Raw genomic sequence first — 17,360 nt, 5'->3', positions numbered from 1 at the left:
CGAACTCAGTAGTGAAACGACGCATCGCCGATGGTAGTGTGGAGTTTCTCCATGTGAGAGTAGGTCATCGTCAAGCTCCTATCCCAAGACCCCTGGTCAGCATCGCTGGCCGGGGGTTTTGCTTTTGTGCGGGAAAAAATGGCAAGGGCGACGAAGGCTGCGCGCATGTTCCGCGCATGCTGGGCATCGCGGAGAGCTGCATCCCTGGCAGGTTTCTCCAGAAATTTTGAGGCATGCTACGGGCACCGGAGACGCAGTTGCGTCGTCTACAATAGCTTTCAAATTTTCCCTGAGTTCCTACATGCCCGACATCGAAGGACATGCCTTGCAGGACCTGCCTCTGGATGAGCTGATGGCTTGCCACGAGTGCGACCTGCTGATGCGTCGCGAGCCCGTTCCCCTAGGGCATCGGTCAGTCTGTCCGCGTTGCGGATACGAACTGGAAATCCACCGTCCCCATATGGTTCGCCGCGCCCTGGCGTTGGTACTGACGGCGCTGTTTCTGTACATCCCGGCGAACTTTCTGCCGATCATGCATATCACCATCCTGGGCCAGACCAGCATGGATACCGTGTGGAGCGGCGTCGTAGGCCTGTATCACTCGAATATGGCCGGCGTCGCCTTCCTGGTGTTCCTGTGCAGCATGGTGATTCCACTGCTGAAGCTGCTCTGCCAGTTGTTCGTGCTGGTGTCCATTCGCTACAAGGCGCTGCGCGAGCACGGCATGCTGCTGCTGCGCGGCTACCAGCATCTGCGGGAGTGGGGGATGCTCGAGGTATACCTGATGGGCATCCTCGTCTCGATCGTCAAGCTGATAGGGATGGCGGAGTTGCACGTCAGCGTTGGCCTGGCCTGTTTCGTGGGCTTGCTGCTCACCCAGGTCTGGCTCGAAGTCACGATGTCTCACCACCAGGTCTGGGGCGAGCTGTGCGGGGAGTTCGACGATGCGAGCCATTGATGCGGGGATCGTGGTGTGCGGCGAATGCCACCAACTCAACCGCCGCGAGGAAGATGACGAGACTCACTGCAGCCGCTGTGGTGCCGTGGTGCATGAGCGTACGCCCAACAGCATCATACGGACCTGGGCGCTGCTGATTACGGCGGCGATCCTCTACATCCCTGCGAACCTGCTGCCGATCATGACAGTGAATTTCCTCGGTAATGGGATGCCAGCGACGATCATGGAAGGCGTGGTCGAGCTTATCAATGCGGACATGATACCCATCGCTGCGGTGGTCTTCGTCGCCAGTATCCTGGTACCCACCTTCAAGCTCGTTGGCATTGCGCTGCTACTGTATTCGGTGCAGCGGCGACAGCCGCTTTCCGCTCTGCAACGGAATGTGATGTACCGCTTCATTGAATGGATCGGTCGCTGGTCGATGCTCGACATCTTCGTCATCGCGATCCTGGTGACGCTGGTGAACTTCGGTAACCTGGCCAGCATCGAGGCGAACCTCGGTGCAGCCGCCTTTGCCAGCGTGGTGGTGCTCACCATGCTGGCTGCAGTGACTTTCGATCCCCGGCTGATCTGGGATAACACGGACGCGGAAGAAAACGATGAGTGACCTCCCAACACCCAAGATGCGCAAGACCACCAACTGGTCGGCTATCTGGATCCTTCCGCTGATTGCCCTGGCGATCGGGGCCTGGCTGGCATGGCGTGCCTACGACCAGGCGGGGATCATGATCCAGATCCAGTTCGAAAGCGGCGAGGGTATCCAGGCCAACAAGACCGAGGTGATCTTCAAGGGGATCGGCGTCGGCAAGGTCGTCGACCTGCACGTTAACAAACCGACGCTGGGCGTGATCGCCATGGTGGAGATGCGCAAGGAGGCCGCCGAGTACCTGAGCAAGAGCACGCGCTTCTGGCTGGTCAAGCCGCGGGTTTCCATCGCCGGCGTCACCGGTCTGGAGACACTGGTCTCGGGCAACTACATCGCGATCGACCCGGTGAAGGGCGAGCAGCAGAAGGAGTTCGTCGCCCTGAAGGAGCCGCCGCCGCTCTCCGACAGCCTGCCAGGCCTGCATCTCACGTTGAAGGCTGATCGCCTGGGCTCGCTGGAGCAGGGCAGTCCGATCTATTACCGGCAGATCCAGGTCGGCCAGGTGAAGAGCTACCGGCTGGCGGAAGACCAGAAGACCATCGAGGTGAAGGTCCACATCGAGCCGGCCTACGCCAACCTGGTGCGTAAACACACGCGTTTCTGGAATGCCAGCGGCATCACCCTTTCTGGCAGCCTGAGCGGCTTGAAGCTGCGTACTGAGTCTCTGGCAAGCATCGCTGCCGGCGGTATCGCCTTCGCCACGCCGGAGAACTATGCCGACAGCCCGCCCACCGACCCGACCAAGCCCTTCCGTCTGTACGAGGATTACGATGCTGCGCAAGCGGGGCTCAGCGTCAAGGTGAAGGTCAGCGATGTCAGCGGCCTGACTCCGGGCAGTACACCGGTGATGTACAACGGTGTTGAAGTCGGTACGGTCAAGAGCATCGACATGGACAAGGACTTCAACGGCGCCACCGCCACCCTGTCCATGGACCCGCGCACCGAAGAGTTCCTCAACAGCAAGACCGAGTTCTGGATGGTCAAGCCGAGCATCTCGCTGGCCGGCATCACCGGCCTCGAGGCCCTGGTGAAGGGCAACTATCTCAATGTGCGCTTTGCCAGCGACGGGGAACCGACCCGTGATTTCGTCATCCGGCCCAAGGCGCCACCGCTGAATCTCGACTCACCGGGTCTGCACCTGGTGCTGACCACGGATCAGCTGGGTTCGCTGGAAGTCGGTACACCCATTCTCTATCGCCAGATGAAGGTCGGCAGCGTGCAGAGCTACCAGCTCTCCCGCCGTGACCCGTCGCGTCTGGTCATCGGTGTGCACATCGAGCCGGAGTACGCCAAGCTGGTGAATACTTCGTCGCGCTTCTGGAATATCAGCGGCGTCACCATCAGTGGCGGCCTGGATGGCATCAAGCTCAAGAGCGAGTCGCTGCAGACCCTGCTCGCCGGCGGTATTGCCTTTGATACGCCCGATCCCAAGGCGGCGCCGATCACCAAGGTGCGTCGCTTCGCCCTGTTCGACAGCGAAGACGATGCTCACCTGAAGGGCCAGTTGATCGAGCTGCGTGCCGATACCGCCGACGGTCTGAAGGAAGGTACCGTCCTGCGTTACAAGGGCCTGGAAGTAGGCCGCGTGGAGCAGGTGGAGCTGAGCAAGGACCTGCAGAGCGTGCAGTTGAAAGCGCGTCTGACCCGCGGGGCGGATCGTATCGCTCGCCAGGGCACCCGATTCTGGGTAGTGGGACCGCAGGTCGGTCTGTCCGGTGTCAGCAACCTGGGCACCATCGTCAGCGGTCAGTACATCGAAGTTCTCCCTGCGTCCAAGCCCAGCCAGGCGCAGACCAGCTTCAGCCTGCTGGGGGGCGAGCCGAACCGCCTGCTCGATGCCGACGGCCTGCGCCTGACCTTGAGTGCGGCCCGTCGTGGCTCGCTCAAGACCGGCGTCCCGGTGACCTACCGCGAGGTACAGGTCGGCAAGGTGACATCCTTCGAGCTGGGCGAGACGGCTGACCGCGTGCTGATCCACATCCTCATCGAACCGCGCTATGCGGCGCTGGTGCGGACCGGCAGCCGCTTCTGGAACACCAGCGGTGTCGGCGTGGATGCCGGACTGTTCAAGGGCGTGAAGGTGCGCACCGAGTCGATGGAGACCATCCTCGCTGGCGGCGTGGCCTTCGCTACCCCGAACAACGCCGAGATGGGCTCGGTGGCCAAGCCGGGGCAGACCTTCGCGTTGTTCGACGAGGCCAATGACGAATGGCTGGACTGGGCGCCGAAGATCCCGCTGGGCAAGGCGAACTGAGGTTCAGCCGAACAGGAAAAGGGCTGCGATTGCGGCCTTTTTCATTGCTCAACTCGCTCCTACGAAAAGCGCAAAGAAAAAGCCCCGCAATGCGGGGCTTTTTTCAGCGCTGAAGAAGCATCACGCCGGTTCGGCGCTGGCCTCCACGTCGTTATGCGCTGCCTTCTCGGTATCTCGGCGGCGGATGTACTTCCAGTCCGCCTCGTCGATGTAGATGCCGTTGGGGCCGCTACCGCCTTCCAGGTCGATGGCCACCTGGGCCGAGACCTGCGGCTTCACGCTCGCCAGGATGGGCACGAAGCCCAGCTGCAGGCTGGTTTCCAGTAGCGCCGACTGGTTGCGTTCGTCGATGTCCGCCGCCTCGTCGAGGTAATAGGGCAGACGGATGCGGCCGGCCTGCTCGCGGTCCATCAGGTGCAGCAACAGGTACATGTTGGTCAGCGCCTTGATGGTCATGGTGGTGCCGTTGGATGCCGCGCCGTCGATGTCGGTGTGCATGATCGGCTGGCCGCCCATCTTGGTGATCTCGAACGCCAGCTCGAACAGGTCCTTCAGGCCGAGCTGGTTGTTGTTCGCCGCCACCAGGCGCGACAGGTAGTCCTTGGCTTCCTCGTTCTTGGCATCCTGCTCGGCGCTCTGGGTCAGGTCGAAGACCGAGAGGTTCTCGCCTTCTTCGTACTGGCCGGCGCTGTGGATGATCTGGTCGATGTGCTTGAGCGCGTCCTTGTTCGGCGCCAGCACGATGCGGAAGCTCTGCAGGTTCGATACCTGGCGCTTGTTGATCTCGCGGTTGAACAGAGCCAGCTGGTGTTCCAGGTTGTCGTAGTCGCTGCGGATGTTGCGCAGGGTACGGGCGATGTCGGTGACCGCCGCGCGGCGCGCCTTGGCCAGGGTCATGGCTTCGTCGGTACGGTGCGCATAGGCGTTGATCAGCAGTTGCAGGCGACGCTCCGGATCATCCTCGCTGTCGAACTTGGCCACGCCCTTCAGGCGCACCTGGGCATACAGCGCCTCGATCTGGCCGTCCACACGCTGCAGTGACTGCCAGGTGTCCTGGTAGTCGTTGAGTAGCGGCAACAGATTGTCCATGGAGTCGTCGACCGGGTCCATGAACGGGATGCCGAAGGGCAGGTTCGCCGGCAGCAGTTGGCGACGGCGCAGGGCGTCGTCGAGGGTGCGCTGCTTGGCTTCCATGTCGGCCAGCTGGCGGCCGATCAACTGCAGCTTGGCGGAGAGCTGCTGGACGCGTTCGGTGAAGGCGTCGGCGGAGCGCTTGAGTTCGTCCTGGGTGGCTTCCAGCTGGGCGAGCTGCTCCAGCTTGCCCGGCTCTTCAGCGCTCAGGGTCTGGCTGCGGCGGAAGTCTTCCAGCGCCTTCTGCGCGTCGAGCACGTCCTGGTACAGCTTGTCCGCCTGCGCCTTGCTGGCGTTGCGGTCGGCGGCCACGGCCTGCTGGGTCTTGAGCTGCTTGAGCTCCTTCTCCAGGCGTTCCTTCTGGTCGCGCAGGGCGGCGCGGTCGGCCAGGGCCTGCAGGGCCGGCGGCTCGATGGTGGAGAGGTCGATGGTCAGACCGGGCACTTCGAAGCGCTCGCCCTTGAAGGCATCGAGGATCTTCTCGACGCTGCCGACCCACTGGCCGCCCTCATCGAGGTCCACACCCTTGTCGCCCAGCGGCAGGCTGAACAGAGCGCCGTTGAACAGGCGCATCAGGCGCTCGACGTCCTGCTGGGAGAACTCCTCGCGCAGGCGGGCATAGCTGTTGTTGTCGGCATGCTCGAGCTGCTGGCGGACGCCTTTGAGGCGCTTCTCCAGGTCGCGCATGCGCTCTTCCAGGTCTTCGCTGGAGAACTGCCGGGAGTGCGCCAGGGCGCCGGCCAGTTCGTCGTGGGCGTCCTTGGCGGCGAGCAGCTGCTGCTCCAGCACCTTGACGTCGTCGACCAGCGCGAAGCGGTTCTTCAGTACGGCCAGTTCGCCCATCCAGCGCTGGATTTCGCTGATCTCGCGCTCCAGGCGCATCAGTTCGGCGGTGCTGCCGCGCTGCTCGTTCTGTAGCCCGTCCTGCTCGCGGCGGTAATGCTCGGATTGGATGACCAGCTCTTCCTTGCGCGCGCCGGAATAGTCTTCCCAGGTGCCCAGCAGGTTATCCAGCAGCGGCGAGAGACGGTGCATCTTGCCGCGCAGCAGTTCGCGCTGCTGCACGCCATTGGCCAGGGCCTCGACCAGTGGGCCAGCAGCGACCAGGGCCTGGTAATCGCCTTCCATGCGGCGCACGTCGCGGAAGGCTTCCTCGCAAGCGGCGATGTAGTCGACGCTGCCCGAGCGCAGGCTGTGCTCGAAGGCATCGAGGAACAGCTGCTTGAGCTTGGCGGCGGTGATCTCGCGCATGTGCAGCAGGTTGATGAACAGCGAGCGGAAGGTCTTCAGGCTCTGTTCACTGGTGGAACGCAGCGGGATCAGGGTGAGGTCCAGCGGGATCGAGGTGTGGCCGCCAACCAGCAGGCGGCGCAGCTCGTCGGGCTTGAGCTCGTAGGACTTGATGCCCTCGCGCTCGAGGTTCGCGTACAGCTCGCGCAGGCGCAGGCAGGTGCCGTTCTTCTGGTAGTGCTCCAGGTCCAGCTCGCCCTGGTAGGCGAAGAACTGGTGACCGAAGCCGCCGCCCGGACCGCGACCGCCCACGCCGATCACGTGGCGGCCGTTGGGCAGGTCCAGTTCGACCAGGATGTAGCTGGTGTCGGTGGCGAAGTAGAACTTGCGCGAGGCTTCCAGGCTGTACTTGCCGAAGCTCATGTCAGACATGCGCGCGAGGATCGGGAACTGCAGCGCGTTGATCGATGCCGACTTGCCGAGGTTGTTCGCGCCGTACACCGACAGCGGCTGCTCCAGCGGGAAAATGCCGAGGCTGTAGCCGGCGGTATTGAGCAGGGCGAAGCGGCGGATGCCGTAGCGTTCCTGGGTCATGCCTGGGCCTCCATGTCGGCTTGTTCATCGGCGATAGCGCGGGCGAGGGCGTCTTCTTCGCTCTCGTCTTCAATGGCGGCGTCGGCGGCAGCTTCAACGGCAGCGGCCTCGACGGGTTCGCTGATGGCAACAATCTCTTCGTCGGCATCGGCGGTATAGCTTTCGAGGATCACCACCGGCTCGTCGTCTTCTTCCATCAGCACCGGAGCGCTGAACTGCATTTCACTGGCGTGCAGGTTGGCGGCCAGGTCGCGGTCCTGCTGGACCGACAGGCAGACGTCGAGGAAGCGGTGGATCGGCGGCAGGAAGCGGTACACGCCATTGTCCTCGGCGGCGAAGCCGAGCTGGGTGAGGCGGCGCATGACCTTCTCTTCCAGTTCTTCCTGGGTGGTCACCTCGGCCTGCAGGAACAGGTCGCGGTATTTCTCCAGCAGCGGCGGCAGCTCGTCGCGGCCGATGCTGCCGCCGTCGAGGACGGCCAGCGGGTCGCGGCCCTGGTCGGCCAGGTGCTCGACGAGGATGAAGGTGAACAGCGCCAGGCGCTGGGCGGTCTTGTTCACCTGGGCGCCGACCTGTTCGGGCACGAAGTAGTAGAAGCCGCGGGTATCGCAGACCAGCTCGTAGCCCAGGCTGCGGAACAGTGCGCGGTAAGCGTCCTGCTGGTTGGACAGCTGGCTGTACAGCTCCGGGTCGCGGCGGCTGATGTGGAAGCCCTTGAACAGCTCGCGGAAGATCGGCGCGAGCTGGGTCATTTCGGTGAGATTAATCTGCATGCGATTCGCTCTTGCTGTCCTTGCCAGCGGTCGGGCCGGCGATCAGGGCGAAGGAGCACAGGCTGACGCTGTGCTGGAGAGTGTCGTATTGGCGGCGATCGAGGCGGTCGCGCTGGAAGCGGGCATCGCGCGACAGACGCGAGAACCAGTAGAGCAGTTCGTCGGTCGCGCCTTCGGGCTCCTGTTCCAGCAGCCACTGCATGAGGTCCGGCAGCGGCAGCGCGGCCTGGCAGCGGTCGAGCATTTCCCGGGCAGTGCGCGGCGAACGCTGCGGGCCGTCGCTCTTGCGATTGCCGCTGGCCTTGGGGAAGTGCGCCGGCTTTGGCTGGAAGCTGGCGAGGGCGAAGACGTAGCTCTCGACCTGCGAGGCGGTGCCGAGGAAGTTGCTCTGCGGCCGGGTGAACATCGGCAGGGCTGCCTGGGGCACGGCGTCGATGCCTTTGCGACGGATGACCGACAGGGCCAGCGCGGCGCCACGGGTGATCGCGTTGTGCCGGCGCGCTTCTTCGCGCAGCGGCAGGAGCAGTTCGCGGGCGCGGCGCAGGGTGAGCTGGGCAGTGGTCTGCATTTCCAGGATGCGCGCGTGGGTGCGCAGCAGCTGGTCGTCGTCAACCAGCTGACCGAGGCGCGCCTGTTCGCTGAGCAGGCGCAGCAGCACCTGCTCCACGCGATGCACGCCCTGTTCGAAGGCGCCGTCGGCGGAGACCAGCTGGATCATCGGCTCGACGTACTCGTCCCAGGTCGCCAGGACTTCCGCGTAGCGCTGGCGCAGCGGAATCTGCCGGTCCTGGGTCTTGGCGCGTTCGGCCACGGCGACCAGCGCCTGTTCATCGTTGGCGAGCTTCTTCAGCACGTCGCGCACGCGCATGTCGAGCAGGCGCAGCTGGCGGGCCAGGTCGTTGCCGTCGCGTGCTTCGAAAGCTTCGCGGATGTAGCCGGCCAGACGCTCGAGGTGGCGCAGGTAGGCTTCGATCTCCAGGCACAGACCCAGACGGTGTTCCTGGCGCAGGTAGGCGAGGAAGTCGTGGATCTGCGCGTTCAGCTCGAAGCGGTTGGGGCTCTTGGCCACCGGGACGAGGATGTCCAGGCGGACCCACTGGTCGAGCAGGGCGGTGATGTCCACCGGGGTGCTGTCGGGCAACTGGCTGGTGAGCTGGATGCGCAGCTCCACCAGGCTCAGGGTGCCGGCGTCGAAGCGCTCGCACAGCGGTTCGAGCAGCACCCAGTGTTCGGCGAGGGCGCGTAGTACGCGTCGTGGGTCGATCATCGGCTTGGTTGGGCCCGGAATGAACAAAGGGAGCGATTGTACTGCAAAGGCCTACCCCTGGCCGACAGGGTGACGAAACGCGTCAGTTTGCGACTGCACCATCAGCGCCCGTGTGACGTATCTCACGGAAAATGGGGCCTAAATGGCTGAATTTTCTGGCAAGTTTTTTGCCAAAGTCCTTACCAGAGACCTAGATATCAGAGTCTGATTTACGCAGATGACTTACGACGCCGCACTCGCCAAAGCCCGTTGGGCCGAACTGGAACGCCAGAACGATCTCGACTGGGACCTGGATGCGATCACCGATCGCAACGAAGCCATCGCCTTCCTGCAGCGCTTCGAGAATCGCTTGTGCATCTACTCGTCGTACGTCGAGAAGCTCTACAGCAATTACAGCTTCGTGATCCCGGAGAGCCAGGAAGGCGGCATCACCATTCTCCCGGACGAACAGGCCTGGTTCGACACCTTCCACGACATCCCCGGTGATGCGGTGGAGCCCACCGGCATCCACATCCTGCCCGGCGAGACCATGGGCTACAGCGGCCTGTACCTGAAGATTCCCGGCGAGCACCGGCTGGTGGCCTCGCGCGAGCTGCCCTTCCAGGACGGCCTGAAGCTGCTGATCAACCGTTACCGCATGCGTGGGGACATCTTCCTGCCGGTACTGGTGAAGGGCGACCTGCGCGAGTACGAGGCGCGCATGCCCTCGCTGCACCTGCACCGCTTGAATACGGCCAAGCTGCAGGCCCATTCGCGGCTGAACCTCGACGCCATCAAGGGCGCGATCGCCGAGCACCTGATCGGCCTGTTCCGCCACCAGTGAGCCGCCGATTGCCCGAAGCTGTCACCCCGGTGTGACGATGGGTAACAACCCGGCCCGGACTTTCCTTTCCTCGTCTATCGTTCGGAGCGATTTACTCGACTATGGGTCGGCCCGCCGTGGCGGGTGAATTCCTATAGTGGCATCACGGCGCCGAGTCTCGACCTGTTCGCTGACCCGATACGCCCGACGAATAACAACAGGCGCCCGCGAACAGGGAGCCAGGAAAGGAGAGTGCCATGCGTCAGTCCTCCGGTCCGCTCATGCGTGCCCTAGCCTTGCTCTGCGGCGGCCTGCTGGCCTTTTCCGCCCAGGCGCGCATGCAGTCGATGGACGATGAAGAGCTGTCCGCCATCTCCGGCCAGGGCGCGATGCTCACCGTCGACGCTTCCACCTACCAGAACTACCAGTACACCCGGCTCAACTTCGGCGCTGACGTCAGCCTGCTGACCAACATCGACCAGTTGAGCCTGGGCAACTACAGCCGCACCGGCTCGACCACCGTCTCCGGCCAGCCGGCGGACATCCTGATCAACAACTTCGCCCTGGGCCGGGTGGACAACGCCAACTCCCCGGATGCCAAGGTGGTGCCGTTCCAGATCCGCGACCCCTACGTCGAGTTCGCCTTCCAGACCAACAACGGCGTACGCCAATTGGTAGGCGCGCGGGTCGGCTTCGGTAAGGCGCAGGGCGATCTCTCCGGCGACATCCTGTCGATCACCGGCAACCTGCAGGGTCAGATCTACGGCCCAGCTTCCATCGCCTACGACTACTACACCCGCAACGGTTGCCCGAACATCATCAACTGCCTGGCGCTGGCCGTGGCCGGCGATACCCCGGTGTACGCCGACGTGGTGCTGCTCAAGGGCGGCACCGGCGAGGCCACGATCAACGGCCAGCCGATCAACCGTGCCGAGCAGATCGGTATCGCCAAGGGCGACTCGCTGCATTCCGACGCTGGCGGCCTGATCGCCTCGCTGATCCCGACCCTGTCCACCACCAGCAACTGCCAGGCGCTGGGCCTGACGACCTGCTTCGATCTGACCAACTACAAGACCATCTACATCGGCAAGCCGGGCTCCACCGACATCAACACCGGCGCCCAGGGCATCTTCTTCTCCTTGCAGAACCAGAATGTGCCCTGGCAGGACCTCGCCAACGCCGGCAACTTCGTCAACACCCAGTCCGGCGCCTTCGCCAACTTCCCGAAGGTGGGCAGCGGCGCGGACGCGGTGTACCCGATCCTGATCAACCTCTACGACGCCCTGCGCGGCCTGCCCCGGCAGTCCACCTGCATGGGCTCGCAAGCGTCGGGCTGCTGACATGAGCTGGCGCGCAGCGGTAGCTGCCTGTCTCGCCGGTTGCCTGGTCAGTCTGCCGGCGCTGGGCATGAAGGCCCTGGATGACGATCAACTGGAAGAGGTCAGCGGCGCGGGCCTGGGTTTCTTCATCGATGGCTTCAGCTACGACCAGGCCACGGCTACTTCGAAGATCACCGGGGTGAAGAACAGCGCCAACCAGGATGTGCAGGTGGATATCACTGGCGCCTATATAAAAGGCGCCGGTAGCCAGCGCGGCACCCTCGACACCAAGGCCTACCTCGGCACACCCATGCACCCCTTCACCCTCGGCCCGGTGAAGTACAAGGCGGGGCTGAACATCCCGGCCAACCAGGAAGCGCTGCAACTGATGACGCCGACCTGGACCGACCCGATCAACGACACCCACAAGTTCGGCCTCTGGTCCTATTACCAGGGCTGCCTGTATGGCGACGCCGGTTGCACCAACCCGGCCCAGGCGACCAACAAGATCAACGCCGAGCTGGACGCCCTGAAGACCCAGCGCAACACGCTGCTGACCACCTATTCGAACAACATGGTGACGCTCAAGAGCGGCATCGACGCCGACATGGTGGTGGTCAACCAGCGCAAGGCGACGGTGGATGCCGCGCAGGTGGTGCAGAAGAACAACTACAGCACCATGCAGAGCACCTTCAACGTAGCTCCGGCCAGGGTCTGCGATACCGTCCTGGGCATCGCCTGTACCAACAAGCCGGACTTCGGCGAGAAGTACAGTTGCGGCGGCATCGTCGGTTGCAGCAGCAACTCGGGGGTGAAGGCCTACAACGACTCGGTGGACAAGTACGCCAGCAGCACCTCCGACCTCACCAAGGCGCAGCAGGACCTCAGCGCCTCCTGGTCGGTCAGCCGCAACGGCGTCACCCTGAGCCAGCGCGCCAGCGACTACGACAAGTTCGTCCAGCTCTGCGGCGCGCAAGGTGGCAGCGCCACCACCTGCGTCAGCGGCACCATCAGTCGCACCGAGAAGAACGTCTCCACGGTACAACTGGTCGCTGGTGCCATGCAGAACTCGTCCGGCACTCGCATCCAGGGGCTGGATATCGGTATCGCCACCAAGTTCACCCTGCCCAGCACCGCCTACAACAGCAACGGCAGCGCGGGCGCCACCACCACCCGTACCGACTTCTTCTCCATCGCCCTGGAAAACTTCACCCTCAACGGCTCCTACCTCAACCTGTGGGGCGACGCCGCTGGCCTGAAGGCCTCCATGAGCCTGCAGATGTACGCCGACAAGCTGATCATCGCCGGCTGCGAGAATTGCGCCGACACCAACAAGGTGGTGGCCAAGAACGTCTACTTCGACCTCAACCTGGGCGACGCCAACTACCAGCCGGCGACGCTCTCGGTGGCCAGCAACGGCGACCTGATGCTCAGCGCGCCGGGCGTCACCTGGGCCAACCACGAGGCCTTCTACCAGAACGTGCAGAAGAGCAATATCAGCATCGGCAACCTGAACATCAGCGGCACCGACGTCGGTTCCCAGGCCATTCGCGGCCTGCGCATCGACTACCTGAACGTCCGTACCGTGAACCTGCCGCGCTAGCGCATGAGGAGACTCGCCGTGAAAACCGCACGCCATTCGAGCCGACTCCTGGCACTCCTGTTGCTGCTCGCTGCCGCCATCGCCCACGGCGAGATGCGCGGCCTGGATGACAGCGAAATGGCCGACGTCAGTGGCCAGGACGGTGTCAGCCTGAGCGTCAATTTCAACCTTGCCGCCAACACCGCCGATACCCGCTGCAGCGGCGGCTGCGGCGCGCGACTGGCGATCCAGCCGCTCAACAGCACCGGCTACATCGTGCTGGACAACATCAAGGGCACCTTCAGCTTCGACGGCATGTCCATCGACATGGTGACCATCAACAACGGCTTCAATGGTGACGGCGCGCTGTTCAACCGTCAGGCCATGAAGGTCGGCCTGACCAACGCCAGCGCCAGCAACCTGCAATTCACCCTGGGCGGCTCCAACCAGGGCAAGGTGTCCGGCAGCGGCCTGCAGCAGACCAACCTGCTGACCTACCAGGCCACTGGCGCGGTCAAGCTCACTGGCAACGTCTACGTCTTCGGCACCCAGTAAGCGAAACGCACAGGCTCTCCGCCCACCGGCCTTTCCCCCCGGCGCGTTTCACGCGACAATCCCGCCTCGTCGTGTCGGCCTGCCCCTGCAGGCACCACCCACAGGTAAACGCCCCTTGATCGAAGAAGCCCGTCGCCGCGCCTACCTTGGCGCCATGCAGGTCGCCAGCTGGCTGCCGCGCGTGGTGCTGCCGTTCGCCGCCCCGTCGCGCCCGGAGCTGCTGGAACCCCCCGCGCCCATCGTCGCCGAGCCCATGGCTGCTGCGCCCGCCGCGGCTGCACGCGAGGCCGCCGCTCCGGTTGCTGCACCCGCGCCCGCGCCGGTCACGGCCGGCGAACCCGGCTCGATCGCCGCGCGCCTGCTGCCCAAGGTCGGTGCCCAGGCCAAGCCGGCCGCGCCGGTCAAAGCCGAGGAGTCGACCGAGGCGGAAGCCGAACCTGCCGTCCGCGCGCCAGTCGCCCCGCCGCCGCGTTTCGCCCTGCAATTGCTGCGCGCCGGTGAATGCATCCTGCTGGTCGAACTGCCCACCGGCGAGCCGCTGGCCAGCCGTGACCCGGCCTACCTGCTGCTGAAGGACCTGCTGCGCGCCGCCGGCCTGCCGGACAGCCCGCAACTGATGGGCGAGCCGGTACGCTGGCCGCTGTTCTCCCGCGGCAACATGGACCAGGGCCCGCAAGCCGCCCGCGAGTTCGTCCAGGGTTTCGTCGCCGCGCGGCTGGAGGAGGGCGCCCCGTGCTCCTGCCTGTGGCTGGTCGGCATGCCTGCCGTGCGGTTCGCCGGCGAAGGCGATGAGGAATCCCTGCTGCGCGAGCTGCAGGTCGAAGGCCTGGGCGTCGCCTGGGCGCTGCCGGGCCTCGAGCGCCTGGCCGAAGAACCCACTTTGAAAGCCGACCTCTGGCGCGCCATGCGCCGGGTGCGGCAACGCTGGATGAGTCAGACCCCTGCATGAGCGACGCTGTTTCCTTCCGCCCGATGACCGAGGCGGACCTCGATGCCGTACTCAAGATCGAATACGCCGCCTTCAGCCACCCCTGGACGCGCGGTACCTTCGCCGACGGCCTGAAGAGCTACGAATGCTGGGTGATGTTCGAAGGCAGCCAGCAGGTCGGCCACGGCGTGATCCAGCTGATCCTCGATGAGGCGCACCTGCTCAACATCACGGTGAAGCCGGAAAGCCAGGGGCGTGGCCTTGGACTGGCGCTGCTGGAGCACCTGATGAAGCGTGCCCACGAGAAGGGCGGGGTGGAATGCTTCCTCGAAGTCCGCGCCTCCAACGGCCCGGCCTACCGCCTCTACGAGCGCTACGGCTTCAACGAAATCGGCCGCCGCCGCGATTACTACCCGGCAGTCGGCGGTCGTGAAGACGCGCTGGTCATGGCCTGCACGCTGGTCGATTGATCTCTCTACGATTCCAGATCGGCACGAACCTGTAGGAGCGGGCCATGCCCGCGATCGCGCGCATGGCGCGCTCCTACAGGTCCGCGCCGCAGCATCGACCGTTTGAACGAATTCCCCGCCGCGATCCATCCACAATTATTGAGAAATTTCCTGCCGATCGGGTTTTTCCGAGGGCGATTCCTGGCTTAACCTTAAGACCAATAACAACAAGAACATAAGGTCGCAAACATGAATCGCAGTGATGTGATCGTGGTGGGCGCCGGTATTTCGGGGCTGACTGCGGCCTGGCGTCTGGCGCAAGCCGGGCGGCGGGTGAAAGTGATCGAGGCCAACAAGCGCGTCGGTGGGCGCACCCTCAACCATCGCTTCGCCAGCGGCGAAGTGGTCGAAGTGGGCGGGCAGTGGGTCGGCCCGACCCAGGAGCGTATCCTTTCCCTGCTGGCCGAACTCGGCCTGTCGACCTTTCCGCAATGGAACCAGGGCGACAACCTCACGCTTTTCGGCGGCCGACTCAGGCCGTATCGCGGCACCATCCCGAAGTTTCCTCCCCACGTTCTGCTCGATGTCCTTCAGGCCCATGTCCGCCTGGACCGCATGGCGCGGGATATTCCGCTGGGCGACCCCAGCCTGCATCCCAAGGCGCCCCAGTGGGACAGCCTCACCTTCGCCGAGTGGCTGCGGCGCAACGTGCGGACTTCCACCGGGCGCAAGGTCTTCGAGCTGATGTGCGGCGCCGTGTTTGCAGCGAGTCCCCATGACCTCTCGTTTCTCCATGTCCTCTTTTATATCCACGGCGGCACCAACCTCGACACCGTGCTCGGCGTCGAAGGCGGCGCCCAGCAGGACCGCATCCTGGGCGGCTCCCAGCGGATCAGTGAGACCCTGGCCGAGCGCATCGGCGACGTCCATACCGGCGAACCCGTGCGCGCCGTGCGCCAGGACGGCAGCCGCGTCGAGTTGGTGACCGACCGCGGCACGCACCAGGCCAGCCATGTCATCTTCGCCATCCCGCCAACGCAACTGCTGCGCATCACCCAGGAACCGCTGTTGCCCAGCTGGCGCGACCAGCTCCTGCAACGGCTGCCGCAAGGCGCGGTGATCAAGTGCATGGCGCTCTACGACAAACCTTTCTGGCGCGACAAGGGCCTCTCCGGCCAGGCCACCAGCGAAACCGGCCCGGTGCGCCTGACTTTCGACAACAGCGTCCCCGATTCCGGACGCGGCGTGCTGCTGGGCTTCATCGAAGGCGACGAGGCGCGGCAATGGAACGCCCGGCCCGCCGGTGACCGCCGTGGTCAGGTGCTGGACTGCTTCGCCCGCTACTTCGGCGAGCAGGCACTGCAGCCGGTGGATTACGTGGACAAATCCTGGGCCGAGGAACCCTTCGCCCGCGGCTGCTATGCCGCCCTGTTCCCGCCGGGACTATGGAGCAGCGGCGCGGCGCGCCTACGCGAACCCTATGGGCGTTTGCACTTCGCCGGCACAGAAACGGCGACGCGCTGGATGGGCTATTTCGACGGGGCCGTGGAGGCCGGGGAGCGCGCCGCGCGGGAAGTGCTCGGCGCGCGGGAAGATCACGGGGAGGAAGATTATGTGCGACACCTTGGTATTGCGTAGCGGCGGGGCCACCTGGTTCGCCAAGAACAGCGACCGCGAACCCGCCGAAGCGCAACGCCTGATCCGCCTGCCCGCCGTCAGCGGCGACAGCGCGGCCACGGTGTGCACCAGCTACCTGCAGATCCCCCAGGCCGCCAACCGCCACGGTGTCATCCTCAGCCAGCCTGCGTGGCTGTGGGGCGCCGAAATGGGCGTCAATGACAAGGGCGTGGCCATCGGCAACGAAGCCGTGTTCACCCGATTGACCCAGCGCGACGGTGAGGCCCTGCTCGGCATGGACTTGCTGCGTCTGGGCCTGGAGCGCGGCGGCAGCGCTCGCGAGGCTTTGTCAGTCATCACCGAACTGCTGGAGCGCCACGGCCAGGGCGGCCCGGCCGGCTATCGCAACAAGCGTATGCGCTACGACAACAGCTACCTGATCGCCGACCGCGACGAAGCCTGGGTGCTGGAAACCGCCGGGCGACTGTGGGCGGCGAAGAAGGTCGAGCGCTGGGCCATCTCCAACGCCCTGAGCCTCGGCCACGAGTACGACCTCGCCAGCCCCAACCTGGAAATCCAGGCGCGCCGCTTCGGCTGCTGGAACGGCCGCGGCGACTTCCACTTTGCCCGTGCCTTCGATGGCCGCGTACTGCCCTGGGTGGCTGGCGCCCACCAGCGCCGCCAACTCAACGAAGACTTCCTCGCTCACTGCCCGGCTCAGGTCGACTGGCTGGCGCTGGTGGTTGCCCTGCGCAGCCACGGTCATCGTGGGCACCGCTTCAATCTGCACGACAACCGGCAGATCTGCCTGCACGCCGGCAGCTTCTGGCGCCCCTCGCAGACCACCGCCAGCCTCATCGCCCGGCTCGACGGCGACTCTCCGCGCCTGGCAGCGACCGCGACCTCCGCACCCTGCCTGTCGATGTTCCAGCCGCTGGGCTTCGACGAGCGTGCCGGGGAAGGGCTGCTCAGCCGCGAGACCGACGCCGTTGAGGATTCGCTCTGGTGGCGCTTCGAAACCGTGCACCAGCGCGCCCTGGCCGACCCCGGCTTCGCCGACGCCCTGCGCGCCGGTCACGGCTGGCTGGAAACCGAGTTGCTCGGCGCCCTGGATCGGCGCACGCTGGATTGGCCGCGCCTCGCCGCCGAAGGCCAGGCCTGGCACGATGCCTGGCACCAGCTGGCGCTGCAGCAGGCGCCTCGCCCGTCGCGCTGGTGGCGGATGAACGCTGTGCGCTGATGCGGCTTGTCAGCC

General features: G+C 64.9%; 15 protein-coding genes. 12 read left to right on the top strand and 3 right to left on the bottom strand.

Features of this window, described 5'->3' with window-relative positions; all coding sequences use genetic code 11:
* From IB255_RS30780 to IB255_RS05695, 4 genes are all read left to right on the top strand, one after another.
* Positions 1-230 (top strand): hypothetical protein (locus IB255_RS30780; protein WP_225594654.1); only part of this gene is annotated, 230 nt, incomplete at its 5' end.
* A gap of 71 nt (positions 231-301) precedes the next feature.
* The gene (locus IB255_RS05705; RefSeq protein ID WP_081516420.1) at positions 302-958 is read left to right on the top strand and encodes a paraquat-inducible protein A; all 657 of its coding nucleotides are present in this window, start codon (positions 302-304) and stop codon (positions 956-958) included.
* Entirely contained in the window at positions 945-1,565 is a 621-nt protein-coding gene (locus tag IB255_RS05700) for a paraquat-inducible protein A (protein ID WP_045211257.1), read from the top strand. Before IB255_RS05705 ends, IB255_RS05700 begins: the two co-directional genes overlap by 14 nt.
* Positions 1,558-3,858, top strand: coding sequence for a PqiB family protein (locus IB255_RS05695; RefSeq protein WP_081516419.1), 2,301 nt, complete (start codon positions 1,558-1,560; stop codon positions 3,856-3,858). Before IB255_RS05700 ends, IB255_RS05695 begins: the two co-directional genes overlap by 8 nt.
* A gap of 120 nt (positions 3,859-3,978) precedes the next feature.
* On the opposite strand, the gene mksF is transcribed toward IB255_RS05695, so the two are convergent.
* From mksF to mksB, 3 genes are read right to left on the bottom strand one after another with little or no spacing between them, the layout of a single operon-like run.
* On the bottom strand, positions 3,979-6,813 hold the full coding sequence (mksF, locus tag IB255_RS05690) for an Mks condensin complex protein MksF (protein WP_081516418.1): 2,835 nt from the start codon (positions 6,811-6,813) through the stop codon (positions 3,979-3,981).
* Entirely contained in the window at positions 6,810-7,586 is a 777-nt protein-coding gene (mksE, locus tag IB255_RS05685; RefSeq protein ID WP_081516417.1) for an Mks condensin complex protein MksE, read from the bottom strand. The genes mksF and mksE overlap by 4 nt, the downstream gene beginning before the upstream one ends.
* Positions 7,576-8,853 (bottom strand): Mks condensin complex protein MksB, encoded by a 1,278-nt coding sequence (mksB, locus tag IB255_RS05680; protein WP_081516416.1) that lies wholly within the window; start codon positions 8,851-8,853, stop codon positions 7,576-7,578. Before mksB ends, mksE begins: the two co-directional genes overlap by 11 nt.
* A 217-nt stretch (positions 8,854-9,070) precedes the next feature.
* On the opposite strand from mksB, the gene IB255_RS05675 reads away from it, so the two are divergent.
* The 8 genes from IB255_RS05675 to IB255_RS05640 all read left to right on the top strand — a co-directional run bounded on the left by IB255_RS05675 (position 9,071) and on the right by IB255_RS05640 (position 17,345).
* The gene (locus IB255_RS05675; RefSeq protein ID WP_054911231.1) at positions 9,071-9,676 is read left to right on the top strand and encodes a hypothetical protein; all 606 of its coding nucleotides are present in this window, start codon (positions 9,071-9,073) and stop codon (positions 9,674-9,676) included.
* 236 nt (positions 9,677-9,912) lie between these two features.
* Positions 9,913-10,995 carry a hypothetical protein gene (locus IB255_RS05670; RefSeq protein ID WP_081516415.1) on the top strand — a complete coding sequence of 361 codons (1,083 nt, stop codon included), beginning with the start codon at positions 9,913-9,915 and terminating at the stop codon, positions 10,993-10,995.
* 1 nt (position 10,996) lies between these two features.
* The gene (locus IB255_RS05665) at positions 10,997-12,577 is read left to right on the top strand and encodes a hypothetical protein (protein WP_081516414.1); all 1,581 of its coding nucleotides are present in this window, start codon (positions 10,997-10,999) and stop codon (positions 12,575-12,577) included.
* 18 nt (positions 12,578-12,595) lie between these two features.
* The gene (locus IB255_RS05660) at positions 12,596-13,111 is read left to right on the top strand and encodes a DUF6160 family protein (RefSeq protein ID WP_081516413.1); all 516 of its coding nucleotides are present in this window, start codon (positions 12,596-12,598) and stop codon (positions 13,109-13,111) included.
* A gap of 115 nt (positions 13,112-13,226) precedes the next feature.
* Positions 13,227-14,060 (top strand): energy transducer TonB, encoded by an 834-nt coding sequence (locus tag IB255_RS05655; RefSeq protein ID WP_081516412.1) that lies wholly within the window; start codon positions 13,227-13,229, stop codon positions 14,058-14,060.
* Positions 14,057-14,509, top strand: coding sequence for a ribosomal protein S18-alanine N-acetyltransferase (gene rimI / locus IB255_RS05650; RefSeq protein ID WP_081516411.1), 453 nt, complete (start codon positions 14,057-14,059; stop codon positions 14,507-14,509). Before IB255_RS05655 ends, rimI begins: the two co-directional genes overlap by 4 nt.
* A 228-nt stretch (positions 14,510-14,737) precedes the next feature.
* Positions 14,738-16,126: a flavin monoamine oxidase family protein gene (locus IB255_RS05645; protein ID WP_081516410.1), complete on the top strand. Its 1,389-nt coding sequence runs from the start codon at positions 14,738-14,740 to the stop codon at positions 16,124-16,126.
* Complete coding sequence (locus IB255_RS05640; RefSeq protein ID WP_081516409.1) at positions 16,101-17,345, top strand: C69 family dipeptidase; 1,245 nt, start codon at positions 16,101-16,103, stop codon at positions 17,343-17,345. Before IB255_RS05645 ends, IB255_RS05640 begins: the two co-directional genes overlap by 26 nt.
* The last annotated feature ends 15 nt before the right edge of the window (positions 17,346-17,360 follow it).

The sequence above is a fragment of the Pseudomonas sp. PDM22 genome (assembly GCF_014851965.1).
Classification (GTDB): domain Bacteria; phylum Pseudomonadota; class Gammaproteobacteria; order Pseudomonadales; family Pseudomonadaceae; genus Pseudomonas.
Note: the sequence above shows the minus strand (reverse complement) of the source record. Positions and strands in the feature narration are given on the sequence as shown.